Source organism: Alcaligenes sp. SJTW-7 (assembly GCF_047716895.1).
In the GTDB taxonomy this organism is placed as follows: Bacteria; Pseudomonadota; Gammaproteobacteria; order Burkholderiales; family Burkholderiaceae_B; genus Alcaligenes; species Alcaligenes ammonioxydans.
Genome location: NZ_CP136682.1, coordinates 1673015 through 1692372, shown reverse-complemented (window position 1 = coordinate 1692372; position 19358 = coordinate 1673015). Strand labels below are relative to the sequence as shown.

At 57.6% G+C, this 19358-nt stretch carries 23 protein-coding genes; 8 read left to right on the top strand and 15 right to left on the bottom strand.

What is annotated here, in order from left to right:
• Positions 1–66: 66 nt before the first annotated feature.
• The 9 genes from RSQ48_RS07600 to RSQ48_RS07560 form a co-directional block, all read right to left on the bottom strand.
• A complete protein-coding gene (locus RSQ48_RS07600) occupies positions 67–1608 on the bottom strand; it encodes a dynamin family protein (protein ID WP_415302299.1) in 1542 nt (513 codons plus the stop codon).
• Entirely contained in the window at positions 1608–2870 is a 1263-nt protein-coding gene (locus tag RSQ48_RS07595) for a GTPase (RefSeq protein ID WP_415302298.1), read from the bottom strand. Before RSQ48_RS07595 ends, RSQ48_RS07600 begins: the two co-directional genes overlap by 1 nt.
• Positions 2867–4048, bottom strand: coding sequence for a benzoate/H(+) symporter BenE family transporter (locus RSQ48_RS07590; protein ID WP_415302297.1), 1182 nt, complete (start codon positions 4046–4048; stop codon positions 2867–2869). Before RSQ48_RS07590 ends, RSQ48_RS07595 begins: the two co-directional genes overlap by 4 nt.
• A 288-nt stretch (positions 4049–4336) precedes the next feature.
• Positions 4337–4612 carry a muconolactone Delta-isomerase gene (catC, locus tag RSQ48_RS07585; RefSeq protein WP_003801221.1) on the bottom strand — a complete coding sequence of 92 codons (276 nt, stop codon included), beginning with the start codon at positions 4610–4612 and terminating at the stop codon, positions 4337–4339.
• A 33-nt stretch (positions 4613–4645) separates the two neighbouring features.
• Positions 4646–5449, bottom strand: a complete 804-nt coding sequence (pcaD, locus tag RSQ48_RS07580; protein WP_415302296.1) for a 3-oxoadipate enol-lactonase — start codon at positions 5447–5449, stop codon at positions 4646–4648.
• Positions 5446–6144, bottom strand: a complete 699-nt coding sequence (locus RSQ48_RS07575; RefSeq protein ID WP_003801224.1) for a 3-oxoacid CoA-transferase subunit B — start codon at positions 6142–6144, stop codon at positions 5446–5448. The genes pcaD and RSQ48_RS07575 overlap by 4 nt, the downstream gene beginning before the upstream one ends.
• Positions 6141–6836, bottom strand: a complete 696-nt coding sequence (locus tag RSQ48_RS07570; protein WP_131071649.1) for a 3-oxoacid CoA-transferase subunit A — start codon at positions 6834–6836, stop codon at positions 6141–6143. The genes RSQ48_RS07575 and RSQ48_RS07570 overlap by 4 nt, the downstream gene beginning before the upstream one ends.
• A 124-nt stretch (positions 6837–6960) precedes the next feature.
• Positions 6961–7896 (bottom strand): catechol 1,2-dioxygenase, encoded by a 936-nt coding sequence (gene catA, locus RSQ48_RS07565; protein ID WP_003801229.1) that lies wholly within the window; start codon positions 7894–7896, stop codon positions 6961–6963.
• 68 nt (positions 7897–7964) lie between these two features.
• Positions 7965–9140 (bottom strand): muconate/chloromuconate family cycloisomerase, encoded by a 1176-nt coding sequence (locus RSQ48_RS07560; RefSeq protein WP_207307409.1) that lies wholly within the window; start codon positions 9138–9140, stop codon positions 7965–7967.
• 143 nt (positions 9141–9283) lie between these two features.
• Here RSQ48_RS07560 and RSQ48_RS07555 point away from each other — a divergent pair, with 143 nt between their 5' ends.
• On the top strand, positions 9284–10156 hold the full coding sequence (locus tag RSQ48_RS07555; protein ID WP_415302295.1) for a LysR family transcriptional regulator: 873 nt from the start codon (positions 9284–9286) through the stop codon (positions 10154–10156).
• Between the two features lie 67 nt (positions 10157–10223).
• Here RSQ48_RS07555 and RSQ48_RS07550 read toward each other — a convergent pair whose 3' ends face one another.
• From RSQ48_RS07550 to RSQ48_RS07535, 4 genes are all read right to left on the bottom strand, one after another.
• Positions 10224–10412, bottom strand: coding sequence for a hypothetical protein (locus RSQ48_RS07550; RefSeq protein WP_003801236.1), 189 nt, complete (start codon positions 10410–10412; stop codon positions 10224–10226).
• Positions 10405–10953: a zeta toxin family protein gene (locus RSQ48_RS07545; protein WP_003801238.1), complete on the bottom strand. Its 549-nt coding sequence runs from the start codon at positions 10951–10953 to the stop codon at positions 10405–10407. Before RSQ48_RS07545 ends, RSQ48_RS07550 begins: the two co-directional genes overlap by 8 nt.
• 198 nt (positions 10954–11151) lie before the next feature.
• Positions 11152–11349, bottom strand: coding sequence for a DUF2892 domain-containing protein (locus RSQ48_RS07540; RefSeq protein ID WP_131071646.1), 198 nt, complete (start codon positions 11347–11349; stop codon positions 11152–11154).
• A 98-nt stretch (positions 11350–11447) separates the two neighbouring features.
• Entirely contained in the window at positions 11448–11759 is a 312-nt protein-coding gene (locus tag RSQ48_RS07535; RefSeq protein ID WP_003801242.1) for an ArsR/SmtB family transcription factor, read from the bottom strand.
• A gap of 117 nt (positions 11760–11876) precedes the next feature.
• On the opposite strand from RSQ48_RS07535, the gene RSQ48_RS07530 reads away from it, so the two are divergent.
• Together RSQ48_RS07530 and RSQ48_RS07525 are read left to right on the top strand one after the other, a co-directional pair.
• Entirely contained in the window at positions 11877–12221 is a 345-nt protein-coding gene (locus RSQ48_RS07530) for a carboxymuconolactone decarboxylase family protein (RefSeq protein ID WP_003801244.1), read from the top strand.
• A 22-nt stretch (positions 12222–12243) separates the two neighbouring features.
• Positions 12244–12618, top strand: coding sequence for a DsrE family protein (locus RSQ48_RS07525; RefSeq protein WP_003801247.1), 375 nt, complete (start codon positions 12244–12246; stop codon positions 12616–12618).
• 207 nt (positions 12619–12825) lie between these two features.
• Here the strand turns inward: RSQ48_RS07525 and RSQ48_RS07520 are convergent, their stop codons facing one another.
• Entirely contained in the window at positions 12826–13071 is a 246-nt protein-coding gene (locus RSQ48_RS07520; protein WP_165477556.1) for a hypothetical protein, read from the bottom strand.
• Between the two features lie 459 nt (positions 13072–13530).
• Here RSQ48_RS07520 and RSQ48_RS07515 point away from each other — a divergent pair, with 459 nt between their 5' ends.
• The 5 genes from RSQ48_RS07515 (at position 13531) to RSQ48_RS07495 (ending at position 18365) form a co-directional block, all read left to right on the top strand.
• Positions 13531–14133 (top strand): ATP-dependent Clp protease proteolytic subunit, encoded by a 603-nt coding sequence (locus RSQ48_RS07515; protein ID WP_131071644.1) that lies wholly within the window; start codon positions 13531–13533, stop codon positions 14131–14133.
• Between the two features lie 228 nt (positions 14134–14361).
• Positions 14362–14778 carry a DUF2946 domain-containing protein gene (locus tag RSQ48_RS07510; RefSeq protein WP_415302294.1) on the top strand — a complete coding sequence of 139 codons (417 nt, stop codon included), beginning with the start codon at positions 14362–14364 and terminating at the stop codon, positions 14776–14778.
• A gap of 62 nt (positions 14779–14840) precedes the next feature.
• Complete coding sequence (locus RSQ48_RS07505; RefSeq protein WP_415302293.1) at positions 14841–15377, top strand: YcnI family protein; 537 nt, start codon at positions 14841–14843, stop codon at positions 15375–15377.
• Positions 15378–15430: 53 nt separating this feature from the next.
• A complete protein-coding gene (locus tag RSQ48_RS07500; protein WP_415302292.1) occupies positions 15431–17056 on the top strand; it encodes a CopD family protein in 1626 nt (541 codons plus the stop codon).
• Between the two features lie 394 nt (positions 17057–17450).
• The gene (locus tag RSQ48_RS07495; protein WP_415302291.1) at positions 17451–18365 is read left to right on the top strand and encodes a LysR substrate-binding domain-containing protein; all 915 of its coding nucleotides are present in this window, start codon (positions 17451–17453) and stop codon (positions 18363–18365) included.
• A 60-nt stretch (positions 18366–18425) separates the two neighbouring features.
• Here the strand turns inward: RSQ48_RS07495 and RSQ48_RS07490 are convergent, their stop codons facing one another.
• Positions 18426–19358 carry an NAD(P)H-dependent flavin oxidoreductase gene (locus RSQ48_RS07490; protein ID WP_003801290.1) on the bottom strand — a complete coding sequence of 311 codons (933 nt, stop codon included), beginning with the start codon at positions 19356–19358 and terminating at the stop codon, positions 18426–18428.

Here is a 19358-nt window from a genome sequence, read left to right as displayed (position 1 = left end):
GCTGGATGGCAATCCAGCCTGCTTTTTGTACTTTATAGTGCGATGCTAAACCGAATTAATGCTGCCTCACGCAGTTTGTACATCCTGTTTGATCGCCTCCAAGGCCTGGACCCGCTCAGCCACGGCGTTTTCCAATTGAATCAGCTCCTGCGTGAGCTGCTCCAGGCGTTGTTCAGCCTGCTCCACCACCTGTACCGCCCTCTCTTGGGCGCTATTCATCACCGCCTCACTCAAGCTGATGTACAGGCGGTTGTAGTCGATCAGTGGCGCCTGCCCTCCCCCCGGCTCCTGGAAAACGTCATAGCCTATATGAGCAGGCAGATTCAGCGTCGGCAAGTCTGGCTGCGACAGCTGAAAGTTCGCCAAGGCAGTCCGGCTTAACTCGGCAAATTCCTTGCCCAGATTCTGGGCGAGATCGTTACGCACGGCGGCCACATCTTGCTGGGCCGCATGTTGTTCAAGCACTGCAGGCAATTGGGGCACCACCCGCCGCCAGCTACCTTCGGCCAATAGGTGTACGGCATCCTGCAAAACAAGCCTTTGCTCTTGGATACGTTGATGCAGTCGGGCAGCGGCCTGTTCCATCTCCACCGTCAAGGGCTCCAGAATAGCCTCTTCTAGATGATGTAATTGCAGTTCAGCAGGTTTGCGTCGCTTGTAGGCCAAAGCGGGCTCCAGCATGTTTTGCAGTGCCACGTATAAACGTGCAAACCCCGCCTGCTCCAACCCCTGCTCTTCATCCTGTTGGCTGCGCGCCATGTGAACAGACAGGGACACAGCCGGTTTGAGCACATCCCTGTCCAGCCCCCAATGGCTCAGGGCCTGCGCTGCCCGCGTCATGACGTCCTCTTCTTGCAGTTGACGATTATCAGCTGTCTTGTTGCAAAGCACTTTGACGATCTCGTCGTCGATCTCATCTTCCTCAATGCGATCACTGCGGGTAATTACAGGCAGCAAAGGCTTGTTGCGGCGCAATTCCACCCGCAGATCCTCCAGCTCATGAACTTGCCCCGGCGCACTGGAACTGCTCAGCCACAAAAGTGCATCCGTGCTTTCCAGAAACTGCTGTGTCAACGCCGCGTTATGGGCATTGACCGAATGCAGGCCGGGGGTATCGAGCAAGACCAGCTTGTCGCCTAGACAAACGCCTTGCAAGGCCACGGTGGTTTCTGTAGCGCCTTCCTGAAAACCCTCGGGCATGGCCTGCAACTGCCCCTTTTCCAGACGAAAAAAATCCACACGCTGCCCATGACGGCGAAACCGCTCGGCAAGGAAGTTGCACAAGGAACTTTTCCCGGCATTAAAGGAGCCGAACACCAGCAGCATGATACGGTCGCGGAAACGCTCCGCCAGCTCTTGCGCTGGTATCAACGCAGTCCACGAGGTCGCCCAGCCTGCCCGGTGTTCCTGTAGCTGCTGGTTCAAATGCCCGACCGCGCGCGCCAAAGTCCCCTGCTCATGCAATCCAGTGTCGGACAAGACCTGGGTCAAGGTGGCTTGCTCCAATTCCGTCAACCACTGTTCCATTCTGGTAATAGCGGGCTGACTTTCCTGGCAGGCAGGCTGCAGATCGGCGATTGCCCGGATAAGGATGCTTTCCGCTGACATCAGACACCCTCCAAGAGCGCCAATTCCTCCAGAGCCTGGCGGGTCTGCTGAAGCTGTTTCTGGCTTGTCTCGATCTGTGCTTCCAACGCCCTGCGGCCATCCGAAATCTCAAAATAATGGGTGAAATCCTGGACCAGTTTGTCGCGCCCGGCCTGCTCACAGAAGATGCGGCGCAGATCGGCACGGTACTTCACCGACACACCCATCACCGCAATCATGACGGTGTCCATACTGCGCACCGAGGTCCGTTGCGCTGCGGGTAAACCCACGGCACCGTATTCCACCAGATGACTATTGATCGCAATACACGCACGCGAATAGGCGATCTGCAACCGGGCACGCTCTTGCTTGCCCGCTGTCATCTTGAAGCCGAATTCGGCCGTATCCGGCACCAGCGAATGGTCCACCCCCGCGGCATTGACCAGCGGTTCCAGATCCTTCTCGATGCCTTCCAGAACCTTGCGCAAACCCTCAACAAAATCAATATGCTGCTGCCTTTGCGTCTGCTGCAGGCTGTGCAGACTTTGCTCTTGCATCTGCTGCAAGGCGCTCAATTCTTGCGTCAGCTCGGTCAGCAAGGCGTCACGCTCGAACTCGCGGGCTTGCGGCACACGCTTCAAGGCGGCTTCCAAAGAAGCCTGCAAAGCCGGAATGCCACTTTTCTCCAGCATGCGCGGCTTGCCACCGTCGCGGCCCTGACGATAACGGGTGCTGGAGACGGGGTGTAGCAAGCAGCCTGGGCATTGCTGTGCAATCGAATCAAGCACTTTCTCTTGCTGCTGCTCGTCGGCCAATTGGTCGATCTGGCTGATCACCAACAGAGTCTGACGCCGCGAACGCTGGTGATCTGCGGACAACTCCTGCAACAAGCTGCTTTCCAACGCGTCCAGCTCACCTTCTTTGGCTGCGTGGACAAAGAGGCGGATATCAGCCTGCAAACCCAGCGCCTCGCGAGCCAGCGCATCATCTTGCAAGGCCACGTCTGCGTACAGACCCGGTGCGTCCAACCAGCGCACACCTTCATGCACATGCTCGGCCAGCGAAATCGTTTCGCGACGGTCGGCCACATTGAAAATATCGCTGCCCATCAACTCATTGAGCAAACGGCTTTTGCCGTGATTGTATTTGCCGACCACGGTCACGGTGGGCGGCACCTCTTTTTGGAGGAGGACGCGCAGACGGTCCAGGTCCCAGCGGCGCTGCGGCAGCACGGCCAACACGGCGTCCCAGACATGATCGAGGGATACTGCCAACTGATTCATAGTCTCTTCCTTTTCTCATTTTTGCCAGAGCCCAGCACCCAATAGGCCAGCAGGCCAAAGACCACGCCCCAAAAGGCGGCACCCAGCCCAAACAGACTCATGCCCGAGGCGCTTGTCAAAAACGTAATGACAGACGGCTCGATATAAGCATCCTCACTGGTCATTGCCCGCATATTGGCCACAATGGCTCCAATCAGTGCCAGACCGGCCAGCGCCGCGATCAGCGAGGCGGGTAAGGCAGTAAACAAATACACAATTGAGCCGGCAAAGGTGCCGCCCAAAAGATAAAACACGCCATTGGCGACACCGGCCATATAACGCCTGCCTGGATCGGGATGGGCATCCTTGCCAGTACACAAGGCCGCAGTAATCGAGGACAACACGGTGGTGATGCCGCCAAAGCAGGCCATCCCTATCGAGGCCAAACCCGTGCCGACAAGAATGGGGCGTGACGGTGTGGGATAGCCGGCCAATTGCAGTACCGCCATGCCAGGCAGGTACTGGCCTGTCAAACTGACCAGCACCAGGGGCAAGGTCAGACTGAGCAGGGTCGCGATATTGAATGCGGGACTGATCCAGACCGGGCTGGCCAGCGCCAACTCAAAAGCGTCCAGTTGCACCTGTCCGCTGAGCATTGCCATCCCGAATCCCGACAAGGCCACCAGGACAATCGCATAACGCGGCAAGAGGCGTTTGCCCAGCACATACACCGCCACCATCACCAGCACGATAGCGGGCATTTCGCCACTGGCCTGGAACGTCGCCAGCCCGAACTGCAACAAAATACCGGCCATCATGCCGGCGGCGATTCCTTTAGGAATAAAAGAGAGAATCTTCTCAAAGCCACCGCTCAAACCAATCAGGACGATAATCAGGGCGGCGCTGAGATACGCGCCCACCACTTCGGGCATGGTGATGCCGGGAAACAGGGTCAACAGCAAGGCCGTGCCCGGTGCAGACCAGGCGGTAATAATGGGCAGCTTTAACCACGCACTCAGGATTAAGCCGCTCAGGCCGGCACCTATGGAAATGGCCCAAACCCAGGAAATCAGCTCTGCCTGGGCAATTCGTCCGACCTGTGCGGCCTGGATAAAGATCAGCAAGGGTCCGGCATAGGCAATCAAGACCGACAAAAACCCCGCCACCCAAACGGATGCCGAACCAGTTTTCAATCCCATCGTTTTGTCTCCCCAGACGGGTTATCAGCATAGTCAACGGACACGGCCCTAGGCCGTGCTGGGATCGCAGCCTGGTTTTTTTATTATTGGCCCGTCCCCAGGAACAAACGCCCTGCCAAGCAACCGCAAGCCCAAAGCACCACGCGGGAGATCTTCTTGTGGTCACCCCCCACAGCAGGGCACAGGGCAAAAGTATGGCACGGGCATGCTTCTTATCGCTGGCCGCCTCCGGACCAGCAAGGTGTCCGCAAGGCAGCCATATTCTGAGCCGTATAGGACAGTCAGGTTTTAAATGGCCGACGGGTGGGTGGCCAAGGGTGTCACGTTGATCTGCATATAGGGGAACAAGGGCAAGGCACTGAGCAGATTGTGCAGCTCTTCATTGCTCTCTACATCGAACACGCTGTAGTTGGCGTACTGACCCACCACACGCCAGATATGCGGCCACTTGCCAGAACGTTGCAGATCCTGCGAGTAGGCTTTTTCTTCGGCCTTGATGCGAGCAGCCTCTTCGGCCGGCAGGGAGTCAGGGATATCAACAATCATGTGTACCAGATAAAGCATGGTGTTCCTTTCTAAAAACAAGCGCTCGGGCACTTAGGCCTGGGCTAAAAAATTCAGTACGGCACGCTCGAAGGCTTCGGGCGCTTCCAGGTTGGACAGATGCGAGGCCGGTACGACCGCCACGGTGGAACCAGGAATACGGGCTTGCATGGCCTGGGCATCGGCAACCGTTGTAACCGGGTCCCACTGGCCCGCGACCAGTAACGTCGGTGCCGCAATACGGCTGATCTGATCACGCAGATCCGACTCGGCCAAGGCATCACAGCAAGCGGCATAACCCAGGGGGTCCAGCTTGGCCAGAGCGTCCTGCATGGCTTTGACCAACTGCGGCGATTGCTGGATGAAGGCCTCACCGAACCAGCGCGACGGCGCCGAATCGGCCAAGGTACGCATCTGAGCGGCACCGCCTTGACGCAACGCCTCGGCGCGTTCCTGCCAGGCTTGGGCGGTACCAATCTTGGCCGCACTGTTGCACACGATCAACGCATTCAAGCGCTCCGGCGCATTCACCCCCAACCATAAACCGGTGTGCCCCCCCATGGACAGGCCGCAAAACGCAGCGCGTTCAATATCCAGCGCATCCAGAATCGCCAGCACATCACGCCCCAAATCCTTGAAACAGTATGGGCCAGGAGTCACCGGGCTGCCGCCATGACCACGAGTGTCATAACGAATCAGGCGATAAGACTGGGCGAAACCTGCCACCTGTGGGTCCCACATCTCGTGTGTGGTGCCCAGGGAGTTGCTCAGAATCAGGGCCGGAGCCAGCGGATCGCCTTGCACGCTGACGCGGAACCTGCCCTGTGCGGTATTCAAGATGCCAGTGCTGCCTGTCATTGCTCTTCTTCCCGCGCAGCTGGGGCGATGGGCAAACCAATCATTTCCTCCAGAGCGTCATGGGTCAAACCGGGCACCAGATCGATCAACTGCAAACCGTCCGGCGTGCAGGCCAAGGTAGCCAAATCGGTGTAAACGCGTTTGACGCAGGCAAGCCCCGTCAGGGGATAGGTGCAATGCTCCACCAGCTTGCTCGCACCTTGCTTGGTCAACACATCCATCATGACCCAAGTCTGTTTGGCGCCAATCGCCAGGTCCATGGCACCGCCGACCGCTGGGATCGCGCCCGGTTCGCCGGTACTCCAATTGGCCAGATCACCCGTGGCCGACACCTGGAAAGCACCCAGCACACAAATATCCAGGTGACCGCCCCGCATCATGCCGAAACTGTCGGCATGATGGAAAAATGCGCCCCCGGGCAGGAGAGTCACCGCCTGCTTGCCCGCATTGATCAGGTCGTAATCCTCCTGACCGGCAGCCGGTGCCGGGCCCATGCCCAAAATACCGTTCTCACTGTGCAAAACGACTTCCACGCCAGCGGGCAAATGATTGGCGACCAACGTCGGCATGCCAATACCCAGATTCACATAGGCACCGTCATGAATGTCCCGGGCGACGCGCTGCGCCAATTCGTCTTTGCTGCGACGTTGATAACTGAGTGTCATGCTGTCCTCTTTCATGCTCTGTCCATTCATGCCTTGAACCCGCCTGCTTCTGTGCGACTGCGTGGCACCACCACGACGCGACGCACATGAATGCCCGGCGTCACGATGGTTTCAGGGTCCAGCTGACCCAGCTCAACCAGCTCGAACACACTGGCAATCGTGGTGCGCGCCGCCGTCGCCATGACCGGACCGAAGTTGCGCGCCGCCATGCGGTAAGTCAAATTCCCCCAACGGTCTCCCCGTTCGGCCTTGATCAGGGCGACATCGCCGTGAATGGGCTCTTCATAGACATGCCAGCGTCCGTTGATCAAACGTGTTTCCTTGCCCTTGGCCAATTCCGTACCATAGCCTGTAGGGCAAAAAAAGCCGCCGATGCCTGCACCAGCAGCGCGCAACCGTTCGGCCAGATTGCCCTGCGGCACCAGCTCCAGCTCGATCTTGCCACTGCGATACAGATCATCAAATACCCAGGAGTCTGCCTGACGGGGAAAGCTGCAGATAATCTTGCGGACCCGGCCAGTCTTGAGTAAGGCCGCCAGCCCCACATCGCCGTTACCTGCATTATTGTTGACGATGGTCAGGTCGCGAGCGCCTTGCTCGATCAAACCGTCGATCAGCTCCGTGGGTATGCCAGCCGTTCCAAAACCACCGACCAGAATCGTGGCGCCGTCCTGCACATCATGCAAAGCCTGTGCAACACTGCTTACCTGTTTATCGATCACTCCGTTCTCCGTATAAAGCGCTGACGCTACGGATGGGCTCAGCCCTGACGTCAGGCACAGCAAAAACAAATCAGCCCAACGCCCCGTTTAACAAGTAAACGCGGGCGCTGGACTGATGCAGAACTTAGGCGGCCAGACGCGGACGATTCACAATCTGGTTGTCCTTACCGTCGACCAGCGGGGTCAAGGCAATATCAAACACGATCTCTGCAAAAGGACCATCCAGGTTTTCAGCCGCGATGCGGGCGGGGTCCGTCTGCTCGGTCAGGGGCGGAACCAGACCTTCACGGGTGGCATAGGCAAAGTCGTCGTACACCAGCGGATCGCCATCAATATTGATCTGCGTGGTCAGTTTACGGTGGCCGGGAGCCGTCACAAAGAAGTGAATATGCGCAGGACGGTTGCCGTGACGGCCCAGCTCGTTGAGCAAGCCTTGGGTTGGGCCATCGGGAGGACAGCCGTAACCCTTGGGCACAATGCTCTGGAATTTGTAGCGACCATTCTCATCGGTAATGATGGTGCGACGCATATTAAAAGCTTGTTGCTCGCCAGTGGGGTCAAAGTGGGAGTAAAAGCCCTTCGTGTTGGCGTGCCAGACTTCAACCTGGGCACCCGCAATTGGCTTGCCATCCGCACCCGCGACCACACCATGCATGATCAGGGTTTCACCCGCGGTATCGGAACCGTCGTCCAGACGGGCAAAACCGTGCTCCACCGGAGCGCCCGACACGTACAAGGGGCCTTCAATGGTACGGGGGGTCCCGTTGTCCAGACCCAGTTCCTTGTCCAGCGCATCCATGCGCATGTCCAGGAAACGGTCAAAGCCCAGACCGGGGGACAACAGGCCCGCTTCGCTGGCGGTGCCCAAACGGTTTAGATAGGCGATCGCCGCCCAGTATTCGTCGTTGGTGATTTCCAGATCTTCAATGGTCTTGAACAGATCGCTGATGATGCGGTGCATGATCTGCTTGACGCGTGGATTGCCACCGGGTTGATCCAGGCCCGAGGCCAAACGCAGGAAGTCCTGTACATCGGGGGTATCGAAAATCTTAACGCTCATTCTGTGTCTCCTAATATCCTGAAAAAAGTGTTCCCAGCAACGCCGCTACGACTGGCTTGCCGATGCGCCTAGGCAGCCGAGCCAACACTGACGTGTGTCCTGTCGCGACGGAAATACTGGACACGATCCTCGTCCAGTACGATACCCAAACCCGGCCCTTGAGGTATCTGTAATTCAAAATTGCTGTATTTGAGTGGCTCTGCCAGAATTTCCTCGGTCAAGAGCAAAGGCCCGAACAACTCCGTGCCCCACTGCAACTGGTTGACGGTGGCAAACACATGAGCCGCCGCAATCGTGCCGATCGCCCCTTCCAGCATCGTGCCGCCATACAGCTCAATCCCCGCTGCTTCAGCAATGGCCGCAACCTGCATGGCAGCCCGCAAACCGCCAGACTGTTCAATCTTGATTGCAAACACATCCGCTGCACCGTCGCGTGCCAGCGCAAAGGCGGAGGCCGGGCCAGTCAGGGACTCATCGGCCATCAAAGCAATCGGAAAGCGGCCTTTCAGCTCAGCCATCGCCTCGGCGCGTCGTACCGGCTGCTCCACCAAGGAGCAAGCTGCATCCACCAGACCAGCCAAACCATGCTGAGCCTGCAAGGGGCTCCAGGCCATGTTCACGTCCACACGCACTTCGGCGCGATCGCCCAACGCCTTCTTGATGGCAGCCACGTGCGCCACATCATCCTTGACGGGACGACGACCAATTTTGAGTTTGAAAATACGGTGACGTGCCTGGGCCAACATGCGCTCGGCCTCATCAATGTCCTTGGCGGTGTCACCCGACGCCAGTGTCCAGGCAACAGGCAGGCTGTCGCGCATGCGGCCGCCCAGCAGGTGCGAAACCGGCAGACCGGCACGCTTGCCCAGGGCATCAAACAGCGCCGTTTCCACCGCACTCTTGGCAAAACGGTTGTCCTGAATCGCCGTGTTCAGACGAGCCATGATGGCCGGCACCGCATTGGCATTGGCTCCCAGCAGCAAAGGGGTGAAATAGGTGTCGATGGCCAGCTTCATACCCTCGGGCGATTCCGCGCCATAGGCCAGACCACCGATGGTCGTACCCTCGCCCACCCCCACCGAACCGTCCGAGCAATACAAACGCACCAGCATCAAGGTCTGGCCTTGCATGGTCGTCATCGCCAATTGATGAGGTCGGATCGTGGGCAGATCCAGCAGCAAAGTCTCCACCCGCTCGATCAGGGCCGGCGCTGCTAATAGTTGAGAAGATTGCGTGTGTTCCATGCCTTGATTGAACACGAATCAGCCCTGCTCTTTCCAAGACTAAATAGGTCTAGTTCCATACCTTACAGGTATAGTTTCTGATATAAATATTAAAAATCAAGAATCTAAACTCCATCAATCCAGCTCAGGTATGGTTTTCCCTTATGGATCTACGCCAACTCAAGTACTTTGTCGCTGTAGCCGAAACCCGCAACTTCACCCGGGCGTCCGAACGCCTGCACATGGCCCAGCCACCGCTGAGCCGACAGATCCAACAGTTGGAAGAAGAGCTGGGTGTGACCTTGCTGCTGCGCAATTCCCGACCTCTGCGGCTGACGGAGGCGGGGCGGGTGTTTTATGAACAGTCCTTGCAGATTCTGAGCCGGGTGGACCAACTCGTACACACCACTCGGCAGATCGGGCTGAATCAGCGCCAAACCCTGTCGATTGGCTTTGTCGCCTCCACCCTGTATGGCGGCCTGCCCGCGCTAATGCGCAAACTGCGCCATCAGTACCCGGAAGTCGACTTGCAAACCGTGGAGCTGACATCCATGCAGCAACTGGAGGCCTTGAAGTCAGGACGGATTGATGTGGGGTTCGGTCGAATACGGCTCAATGATGCGTCCGTGCAAAGAACGGTGTTGCGGGAAGAGCAACTGGCCCTGGCCATTCCCCCCAGCTCGGATCTGGCCAGTTCGGACAAGGCTGTGAGCTTGAAAAAAGTGCAAGGGCAAAAGTTGATTGTCTATCCCAAAGAGCCCAGGCCCAGCTTTGCCGATCACGTGCTGCACCTGCTGCACGACCACAGCGTGCGTCCGGCTGAAGTCTATGAAGCGGGGGAAATTCAAGCCGCCTTGGGGCTGGTGGCTGCCGATTCGGGACTGTGCCTGATTCCTACTTCGGCACGCCTGCGCAACGATCTGCACTATCGCTTGATCGAAGAAGCGCAGGCGACCTCACCGATTATTCTGACGCACAGGATAAATGATCAGGCCTGGTATATCGAGGCGATCAAAAGCCTGGTGGCCGACATGTAAAAGATGGCCACGCTCGGTCAAACAATCGGGCTCAAGCTCACTAGAACGGCGATAAGCGCCAGCCCCCTTAGCGCTTGCAGACTTCCTGCCGCAGTTGCTCTGCCGACAGCTTGATCATTTTGCCGTTCTCCACCAGCACCACCGAGGTATTGGTTTGTATGGCCACAAAACGGGCCGACTGTGCAGCGCGTTCCAAGGCGGCCAAGGAAGCCCGCAAGTCCGGATTTTTTGCTTTGGAAATATCTTCTTTATTCATCTTTCTCTCCCCACTCCAGCAAGACTGGCACACTGCCCGCGTTATCGTATAAAACCCAGTCATCCACGGTGTCCCGATAATGATGCAGGAAGTTCTTCATGCCAGCCGCAAAGCGGCGACGAATGACGGCTTCGGGAATATTATGTCCACCTTGCCGAACCCGTTCTGCCACCCGTGCGATCGCCATCTCCGCATCGGGCAGACTTAAAAAATACAGACTGACTCTATAACCGAGTGCCTGCCACTGTTGAATATGGCGGACATACGCCTGGCCGGACAAGGTTGTCTCCAGCGCAAAACTCTCGCCCAGACGAACCGCTTCTTTGAGCTCGTCGAGCATCAGGCGTCCAGCTTTGATGGCAGCACTCTCTGGCGCAAACGGCGATAAGCCGGCCGCGATCAGGTCGGCATTGATAAAACGTGGCACCTCCGCCTCAACCGGAAGGAAAGAGCGCGCAAACGTCGTCTTGCCTGCCCCGTTCGGGCCAGCAATGATCAAAATCTTTTTGCTCTTGCCCGTCTCAGCGATGTTGCCAGACATAAATACACCTAAACAATGTCCTCATTGATTAGATTTGTATCATAGATTGGCGAAAAGGCCAGCCGGACGCCCCCGGCGCAGCCTGCCCGGCAGCAATAAACCCGGTTTCAGTGCGGCGGGCCGGCTTTCCGAAGGCAGCAGCCCCTCTTCAGAAAAGCCGGCGAAGCGACCTTTCGTTCAGCGCACGCCGCACTTGATTTAGAGGCGTTTTTTCAAGGGGCAGCTCTTTAGGCCAAGCATGGTGTACAGCGGGCAAACCCCCACCAGACCCGTAATGAGCGGAATCAGACCCAGCCAGCCCCACCAACCAATCACGTTGGTCACCGCCAGGACGATCAACACCAGCCCGACAACGATACGAGCGATACGATCAAAACCACCTACATTGCTTTTCATGGCTCATCCTTTCAACACAAGAAACAAGAAAAAACGCGGCGGGCAATGACCTGCGTAACGGGCATTGTCACCCGCCCTGTTTTCTGCCGCCTACAGGCTCAGGGACAGAAAATATCTTTCAGGGTGCCAATCAGTCTGGCGACATTCGGGTCTTCAATTCGGTAGTACAGCGTCTGGGCCTGTCGTCTATAGCTGACCAAGCCCTCCTGCCGCATCCGAGCAAGATGCTGTGACAAAGCCGATGGGCTAAGTGCCACCATCTCGTTCAAGGCGCCCACACTCATCTCGCCTTGCTGAATTAACAAACACAAGATGACCAAGCGCTTAGGGTTGCCAACAGCCTGCAACAAGGCAGCAGCTTGTTGCGCGCTCTCTTGCAAAAGCTCAATGTCGGATTTGCGTTGGATCATGGTTTTGCGAAGGTTTCAGACTTGTTAATTTAGTTAATGCTTAATTTAGCATATACTCAATTAAAGAAGTCATTAAGGACGGCATTTTTCTTTTCTTCCATCCCAAGGGAGTGACCCATGAGTGAAACCAGCTACAAGCAGTTGACCCACACCATTTCCGGCAATCTGGCCCAGTTGCGTCAGACACAGCCCGAGGTCATGAAAGGCTTTGGAGACCTGGGCAAGGCGGCCATGGCAGGCGGGGCTGTTGATGCCAAAACCAAAGAACTGATCGCCTTGGCTATTGGTGTGGCTACCCGCTGCGAAGGATGCATAGGCTTTCATAGCAAGGCACTGGCGCAGATGAATGCCAGTCTGGAAGAAGTCCATGAAGCACTGGGGGTAGCGATTTACATGGGCGGTGGCCCCTCTGTCATGTATGCCGCCAATGCGGTGGCGGCTTTCAATGAATTCAAGTCTTGAACCATAAACCAGGAGAACGGTAATGCCTAAACCCGCTGCTTTCGTATCGACGCTATTTCATGCACAGGGCAATCCCGACAAAGTGACCGTGGCTCTGACCATGGCGCTCAATGCCGTTCAGAAAGGACATAGCGCCTGCCTGATTCTGATGGCTGAAGGGGTCGCCCTGGGAGTACCCGGTGCCGCCGAACCTATCCATATTGGCGCGCCCTTTGAACCGGCCGCAGATCTATTAAAGAAGTATCTGGAGCAAGGTGGGCGCGTGGCCGTGTGCAAGTCCTGCATGCTGCATAACGGCCTGAGCGCCGAGCAAATGGACCCGCGTTTTGAGATTATTACCGCACCGGATGTGATCGACCTGCTGATGGGTGCGACCGGGTCTTTACAGATTTCCTGACCCACCGCATCGTCCAATGCAACGCAGGCCAAAACCCATTCTGTGTTTTGGCCTGTTCTTTCTTGAAGACAGGATATCGGTATCACGTAGGGCAATCGTACGTGGCACCCTCGTTTTCTGGACCGGCCTTACACAAAGAAACGTACACCATCGATATCGCGGCCCCCCGCAATCACGCAAGGGGCAAGCAAGCGACCTATCCGTCCATCAAGCCAAATGCGCCAGCAAGGCCTCCAGTAAAAAGAAGCTGGCGCAAGCCGACTCCACTAACTCCGACTGCCCCGGCGCAACCTGATAAAGATGCCCCACAAAACGCCCTGTCTCACTTAACTCGGGCGTCAGCAAGGCATCCAGATACAGGCGCGATTGCTCGTGCAGCCATTGTTGCTCCGGCAGAATCTGCCACAGCTCGACCATGGCCAAAATGTGGGCATGCCACGCTTTGCGTTTCAAGGCATTACGCCCAATCTGTATGTGAAGCACAGCTTCAACAACAGCAATATCGGTGAGCACTGAGAAGTGAGCGGAACGATATCGTTTTTGAACGGCAAGCCTCGCCCCACGTGCAACAGAAAGGCTTTGCCATCACCCCTCCACAATTTGATGCAAGGGCTCATCGCCAAGCCATGGCGTGCCCAGCGGTCTTAGCCGTCAAGCGAACCGGAAAGGAAGAATAATCAGGTCTTGTTCTTGCGATCAAGACGCCCACAAGCATGCGACCATGAACTGCTTTGCAAGGCACACCGCGCTGCTTGCGGGGCGCTTATGCCAAGCGCAATGGTGTCCCCTGTGGCCCGATACCAAAAACCACACAAACCGCCGCGCAAAAAACCCACAGACCATCAGCCGGGATATAGTCGAGCAATCGATTTTCCTTAGCAGACAGACCACTTACCCCTTGGAGTCTTTCCCATGTTTGGCCAAGAAAAAGAAACCAGCTCTGACAGCAACTCTCAACACAGCGCTTTCCTGGAAGAAAAAGCCTTCCGCGCCCGCACAGTGCTGGTCTTTGGCACCATCACGGACAAACTCGCCTCGGAAACCGTGCGCAAGCTGCTGGCTCTGGATGCGGAGTCCACCGCCCCCATCACCATGATCGTGTCCTCGCCCGGCGGCCATCTGGAATCGGGCGATGCCATCCATGATGTAGTGCGTTTTATTTCCTCGCCTGTCACCATGGTCGGGACGGGTTGGGTCGGCAGTGCCGCTACCCACCTGTTCCTCGGTGCGGCTCGCGAGCGTCGTGTTTGCCTGCCCCAAACCCGTTTTCTGATTCACCAGCCCAGTGGTGGCGCCGGCGGTCAGGCCAGCGATATGGCCATTCAAGCGCAAGAAATCATGAAAGCGCGCGAACGTATCGCTCAAGTGATTGCCCGTGAAACCGGCCAGCCTATCGAGCGTGTACGTGACGATATCGAACGTGACAAATGGATGAGTGCCGAGGAAGCCATTGAATATGGCCTGATCTCGCGCATTATCGAACGCCGTAACGAGCTGCTGCCCTCTCAAGCGTAAACCCCTCCCCGCCCTGCGGGACGGGGAGTGCGTGTTGCGGACATTTCCTACCGCGATGCCGTATCAGGCCCCTCGCCCACACACCAGGATGCTCTACAGACTCAGGTATCCTGGCCGCGAACCCTGCCCCTCATCAAGCAGCCCCGTGAGGACACGTTGAAATTTGGTGCCTTATAGCTGACGCAGACCTCATCAGGCCGCTGTGTATTTTATAATATACTTTTGCCCATGCGCGCCCTGGGTCCTCGTCTCGTTTGTCGCAAGCTCGGAGTCTGGCAAATTCTGTTTTGCCTGGCTGTGCTGGCTTACGTGGGTCGCGCCTTTATCCCGGCCGGCTATATGCCTGCCAGTCCGTCCCACAGCAAGGGCTTTGCCATTACCTTTTGTACGGCAAGCCATTCCACCCCTACGCTCTGGATTGATCTGTTCGACCAAGAGGGCCAGGCAGACCCCGACACGCCTCACCCTGAGCAGGACTGCCCCTTTGGCATGGCGGTTTCTGCCGCTTTACTGCCTGCCCTGGATGCACCGGCTCTACATAATCTGATTCGGTATCGGGCCGTGTTGCTGGACGATACGCATCGGGCCTGGTCGCCGTTACTGGCACAAGGCCCGCCGTTAGGCTCACGCGCCCCACCCTTTTAGCCTCGCCGATGGTTTCCCCGTTCCGTGACGGTTTGCACTTTTCTATCCAGCCGAGGTTTTTAATGTCGATTTTTTCCACGTCTTCCCGTGCCATTGCGGGCATGGCAGCGATGCTGTTCGCTTCGGGCGCTGTTGCCCACATTTCACTGCTCACCGAGCAAGCCCCCGTGGGCAGCAGCTATAAGGCCATTCTGACGGTTCCGCATGGCTGCAAAGGCTCTGCCACCACCAAAATCCGTGTCCGTGTTCCCGACGGTGTAGTGGGCGTCAAACCCCAGCCCAAGGCCGGTTGGACACTGGAAACCGTGAAGGGTGATTACACGCAAAGCTACACCCGTTGGGGCGCCAAAGTCAGCTCGGGGGTCCAGGAAGTGATTTGGGCTGGTGGCCCATTGCCAGACGATCATTACGACGAATTTGTCTTCATCAGCTATTTGAGCGACGAACTCCAACCCAACAGCACGCTCCATTTCCCGGTCGTTCAGGAATGTGAGCAAGGACTGGAGCGCTGGATCGATCAGACTGAGTCCGGTTCACGACCGACAAAAAATCATTCGGACGCCCCCGCGCCGGCATTGCAGCTATTGCCCAAACCGTAAGCCCAGGTAGCGGATGCGAACGGATCGGGCGCATCCGCCTGAAGGAGAATTTTATGCAAACGCAAACTCAGCAAGGGCGTGCAGGCGGGCTTGCCTTGGTCTCAGGGCTGATGGTGCTGCTCTTGCTGTTGGTCTGGTCGCCCGTACTGCATGCTCATGCAGCCCTGGTGGATAGCAAACCCGCCAGCGGCACGATTCTGATGCAGGCCCCGCAAACCGCCAGTTTGCGCTTCAATGAGCCCGTGGCACCCTTGCTGCTCAAATTAATTCGCCCTGACGGCACCGTCGAGACGCTCACGAACGTCGTCACACACGAACAGAGACTGGAGCTGGCCTTGCCAACCTTGTCGGCCAAAGGCAACTACGGCCTGAGCTGGCGGGTGATTTCCGCCGACGGCCACCCCGTTGGCGGAATCCTGACGTTTTCCATTGGCACACCAGGCACCAATCTGACGTCCACACCCCACAGCCATCCCCTGCGAAATGGTCTGATCTGGCTGGCCCGATTCGTGGCTTATGTGAGTCTGTTCACAGGGATAGGAGGGCTGGTCTACCAAACGCTGAGCCCGACGCCCCAGGGGGCATTTGCCCGTCATCGACACTGGCTTCCCGTTCTGCTCGCCGTGGGCGCCGCTGCCTTGTTGCTGACTCTTGGCCTGGTGGGTATCGATGCCCTGGATTTGCCGCTCTCTGCCCTGTTACAGCCCCAGCCCTGGACAGCCGGTGTATCCAGCTCCATGGGCCTGGCAGTGCTGCTGGGCTGGATGGCTCTGATTGGTGCGGCCCTTTCCTGGAAAGCAGTCTGGACCACTGCCCAGCCATGGCTGGCCGTCGCGGCCCTCGTTCTATTGGGAGCCTCGCTGGCTTCCAGCGGCCATGCCAGTACAGCCAGTCCCACTTGGCTCTCGCGGCCCAGCGTCTGGCTCCATGGAGTGGCACTGACACTGTGGGTGGGCTCCTTCCTGCCGCTGGTCTGTACGCTCAGGCACGACAAGCCGCCCCACCTGGTAAGGTGGTTCTCGCACTGGATTCCCCGCATCTTGCTGGTGCTGACCCTAAGCGGCGTGGCCTTGATCTACGTGCAATTCGATCAGATCGCCTCGCTCTGGGAAAGCCGATATGGTCAGGTCCTGATCGCCAAGCTGGTTCTGGTCGCGTTTTTGCTGGCCCTGGGTGCATACAACCGCTATCGCTTGAGCCCGGCCGTGATGCAAAAGCGCGAAGGAGCGCGCTACGCCCTGCAAAGAGTGATCCGTCTGGAATACGCGCTGGCCGTGCTGATCCTGGCCGTCGTCGCCTTGTGGCGTTTTACCCCACCTCCCCGGTCCCTGGCCCAGTGGGTCGCGCCCGGCATTGCCAGTCATATCCGAACCGAAACAGGCATGGCGGATCTGGTGTATCTCCCAGCCACGGCTACCTCCCGACCCACCCTGACCATCACCTTGCACCAGCCCGGTTTCATCCCCCTTCAAGCCCAAGAGGTCGAGGTGACGTTCAGCAACCCGCAGGCCGGTATCGCCTCCATTACTTTTCCGGCTGCCCCTACCTTGCAGGGCCAGTGGCTGGTCAACCCGATTGAACTGCCTCATCTGGCCAGTTGGAATATTCGCATTCAGGTATTGGTCTCTGACTTTGAACGCATCAATCTGGACGGCACGTTGAATCTGCAGACGCACTGAACCGCGCTCCGCCCATGTGCCATTTCCAGCGGGACTGCACAAACGCACATAGCCAAGAATCTCGCACTGCCCTTCGCGCCAGCAAATCCAGTATCTTGAGGGCGGCCAAGGCCGCCACCCTAGCGCTTAGGGCAGACTGAGCTTGTTCATCACAGCTAGGGAACTGACCCAGTATGACCCCGTCTGGCTAGCCCTACGCTCGCGGGGCTCGCAACCTGTATCTTATTGGGATGATCGGGCAGAATATCGCGTACCTGATTGCTGTGTACTTGGTACCATCAAGTCTCTCCCTGACCGCAATCCGCGTTGAAGGACCTCTTTACGGTCGCGCATGGATACCATAAAGTGATGAAACAAAAAACCAGGCATCATTTTTAACGATGGAGAAGTCGGTATGGAAATGCGCCAGTTACAGATTTTTTGTGCTGTGGCCGAACAGGGCAGCTTTACCGCTGCCGCCCAGAAAGTACATACTGTGCAGTCCAATGTCACCATGCGGGTCAAGGAGCTGGAGGCCGAGCTGGGGCAGCAACTGTTCATACGCCAGAAAAGCGGGGTGGTACTCACAGCGGCGGGGCGTACTTTTCTAACGTACGCCCAGCGGATCTTGCAACTGACCAATGAAAGCCGCGCCGCCTTGCAGGACACGGGCACGCCACGCGGTCTGCTACGCCTGGGCTCCATGGAAACTACAGCTGCCATACGCTTGCCGCCATTACTGATTCAGTACCGCGAACGCTATCCCCAGGTTCAATTGTCCTTGCAAACCGGCACCACGGCCGAACTCATCAAAGCGATTGAAAGTCACCAATTGGACGGCGCCTTTGTAGGCGGACTCCATCACAATCCTGCCTTGTCACAAGAAGAAGTCTTTGAAGAGGAACTGGTTCTGCTCAGCAGCAAGGCCATCCCCTCCCTCTCTGAGCTCATCGAACAGATCACCCAGCAAACCGTGCTGGTCTTTAGGACCGGGTGCTTTTACCGCTCTACGCTGGAACACTGGCTCCATCAAGCCGGCCTGGTCCCCGATCAGATCATGGAAATGGGCACCCTGGACGGCATTCTGTCCTGCGTGGCCTCGGGCATGGGCATCAGCTTACTACCGAAGGCGATTGCCCAAACCCGCAGCATGCACCTGCCTATCCAATGTCATGAGCTGCCGCCGCAGGTAGCCCGGGTGAAAACCGTGTTCATCCGTCGTTCGGATACCCTACCCAGCTCGGCTCTACGCAGTTTTCTCGCCCTGGCGCACACACAGTTCGCCCAATTACCCAAATCAATGCAAAACCAGGCCGAACGCCTCGATTAGCCCCACCAGTCCCAAGGCTGAGCTTGCGCAGCCTTCCCACAACCATCTGCCCGTAAAGCCTCAGGACAGGCCCCGTGCCAGTTCCGCCACGCGCTCTGCAGCCGGCATAATACGATGGATTTTGCCCACCCCCTGACCGGCATACAAAGACAGTTTCCTGGCCACGCTGTCCTGATCAATCGCCCTGGCACCGCCCCCGATCAGACGCAACAGATTCCACCTGTCCCGGTTGGGTATCACCCGATGCGGCGTCCCATAGGGCCAGCCAAAGGAGTAACCAGTGCGATACTCCGTATCGTCCGTACCTGCCTCCAGAATTCTGTGTTTGTAGAGTGGGTGCGCATTGGATTCCTCGCTGGCCAAAAAAGCAGTACCTGCCAGCACCCCCGACGCGCCCAGGCTCATGGCAGCCCGCACATCCTGACTTGTCGTGATGCCGCCCGCCGCCAGAACGGGACAACCGTGTGCAACGTCGATAATCGCAGGCAGCAAGGACATCAAGCCCACCGTGCCACGATTCAAATGCCCTCCACTCTCACTGCCCTGGGCAACCACAATATCGGCTCCCTGTGCAATCGCTTGACGGGCTAGAGCCACCGTGCCGGTTTGCACCATGACGATCATGCCCGCATCTTTGGCGCGGGCAATCAGGTCGGCACCAGCATCCTCGGCATAAAACAAGGACAATAGTCGGGGCCGCTCCTGAAGAATCACCTGAAACTGGGCCTCAAACACAGCCGGTCCACCAAACTGGGGCACGATATTGACACCAAACGGTCTGTCGGTCAGACCTCTGGTTTCCCGCAGCCACTCGCGCAGCACCTTGGGAGCCAGACGCAAGCCTCCCAACACTCCCACCCCGCCCGCATTTGCTACCGCGGCCACCAGTTTAGGCCCCGAAATCGCGGCCATGCCCGCCAGAACAATCGGATACGCTACCCCGCACATGTCTGTGATGACATTGCCTGCAAAAGTCTGTTTTGTATCACCCAT

What these genes read in the sequence shown, in the direction of transcription:
- RSQ48_RS07600 (WP_415302299.1), bottom strand. Translation starts at nt 1,608, where the DNA reads ATGTCAGCGGAAAGCATCCTTATCCGGGCAATCGCCGATCTGCAGCCT.
- RSQ48_RS07595 (WP_415302298.1), bottom strand. Translation starts at nt 2,870, where the DNA reads ATGAATCAGTTGGCAGTATCCCTCGATCATGTCTGGGACGCCGTGTTG.
- RSQ48_RS07590 (WP_415302297.1), bottom strand. Translation starts at nt 4,048, where the DNA reads ATGGGATTGAAAACTGGTTCGGCATCCGTTTGGGTGGCGGGGTTTTTG.
- catC (WP_003801221.1), bottom strand. Translation starts at nt 4,612, where the DNA reads ATGCTTTATCTGGTACACATGATTGTTGATATCCCTGACTCCCTGCCG.
- pcaD (WP_415302296.1), bottom strand. Translation starts at nt 5,449, where the DNA reads ATGACAGGCAGCACTGGCATCTTGAATACCGCACAGGGCAGGTTCCGC.
- RSQ48_RS07575 (WP_003801224.1), bottom strand. Translation starts at nt 6,144, where the DNA reads ATGAATGGACAGAGCATGAAAGAGGACAGCATGACACTCAGTTATCAA.
- catA (WP_003801229.1), bottom strand. Translation starts at nt 7,896, where the DNA reads ATGAGCGTTAAGATTTTCGATACCCCCGATGTACAGGACTTCCTGCGT.
- RSQ48_RS07560 (WP_207307409.1), bottom strand. Translation starts at nt 9,140, where the DNA reads ATGGAACACACGCAATCTTCTCAACTATTAGCAGCGCCGGCCCTGATC.
- RSQ48_RS07555 (WP_415302295.1), top strand. Translation starts at nt 9,284, where the DNA reads ATGGATCTACGCCAACTCAAGTACTTTGTCGCTGTAGCCGAAACCCGC.
- RSQ48_RS07550 (WP_003801236.1), bottom strand. Translation starts at nt 10,412, where the DNA reads ATGAATAAAGAAGATATTTCCAAAGCAAAAAATCCGGACTTGCGGGCT.
- RSQ48_RS07545 (WP_003801238.1), bottom strand. Translation starts at nt 10,953, where the DNA reads ATGTCTGGCAACATCGCTGAGACGGGCAAGAGCAAAAAGATTTTGATC.
- RSQ48_RS07540 (WP_131071646.1), bottom strand. Translation starts at nt 11,349, where the DNA reads ATGAAAAGCAATGTAGGTGGTTTTGATCGTATCGCTCGTATCGTTGTC.
- RSQ48_RS07535 (WP_003801242.1), bottom strand. Translation starts at nt 11,759, where the DNA reads ATGATCCAACGCAAATCCGACATTGAGCTTTTGCAAGAGAGCGCGCAA.
- RSQ48_RS07530 (WP_003801244.1), top strand. Translation starts at nt 11,877, where the DNA reads ATGAGTGAAACCAGCTACAAGCAGTTGACCCACACCATTTCCGGCAAT.
- RSQ48_RS07525 (WP_003801247.1), top strand. Translation starts at nt 12,244, where the DNA reads ATGCCTAAACCCGCTGCTTTCGTATCGACGCTATTTCATGCACAGGGC.
- RSQ48_RS07515 (WP_131071644.1), top strand. Translation starts at nt 13,531, where the DNA reads ATGTTTGGCCAAGAAAAAGAAACCAGCTCTGACAGCAACTCTCAACAC.
- RSQ48_RS07510 (WP_415302294.1), top strand. Translation starts at nt 14,362, where the DNA reads ATGCGCGCCCTGGGTCCTCGTCTCGTTTGTCGCAAGCTCGGAGTCTGG.
- RSQ48_RS07505 (WP_415302293.1), top strand. Translation starts at nt 14,841, where the DNA reads ATGTCGATTTTTTCCACGTCTTCCCGTGCCATTGCGGGCATGGCAGCG.
- RSQ48_RS07500 (WP_415302292.1), top strand. Translation starts at nt 15,431, where the DNA reads ATGCAAACGCAAACTCAGCAAGGGCGTGCAGGCGGGCTTGCCTTGGTC.
- RSQ48_RS07495 (WP_415302291.1), top strand. Translation starts at nt 17,451, where the DNA reads ATGGAAATGCGCCAGTTACAGATTTTTTGTGCTGTGGCCGAACAGGGC.
- RSQ48_RS07490 (WP_003801290.1), bottom strand. Translation starts at nt 19,358, where the DNA reads ATGGGTGATACAAAACAGACTTTTGCAGGCAATGTCATCACAGACATG.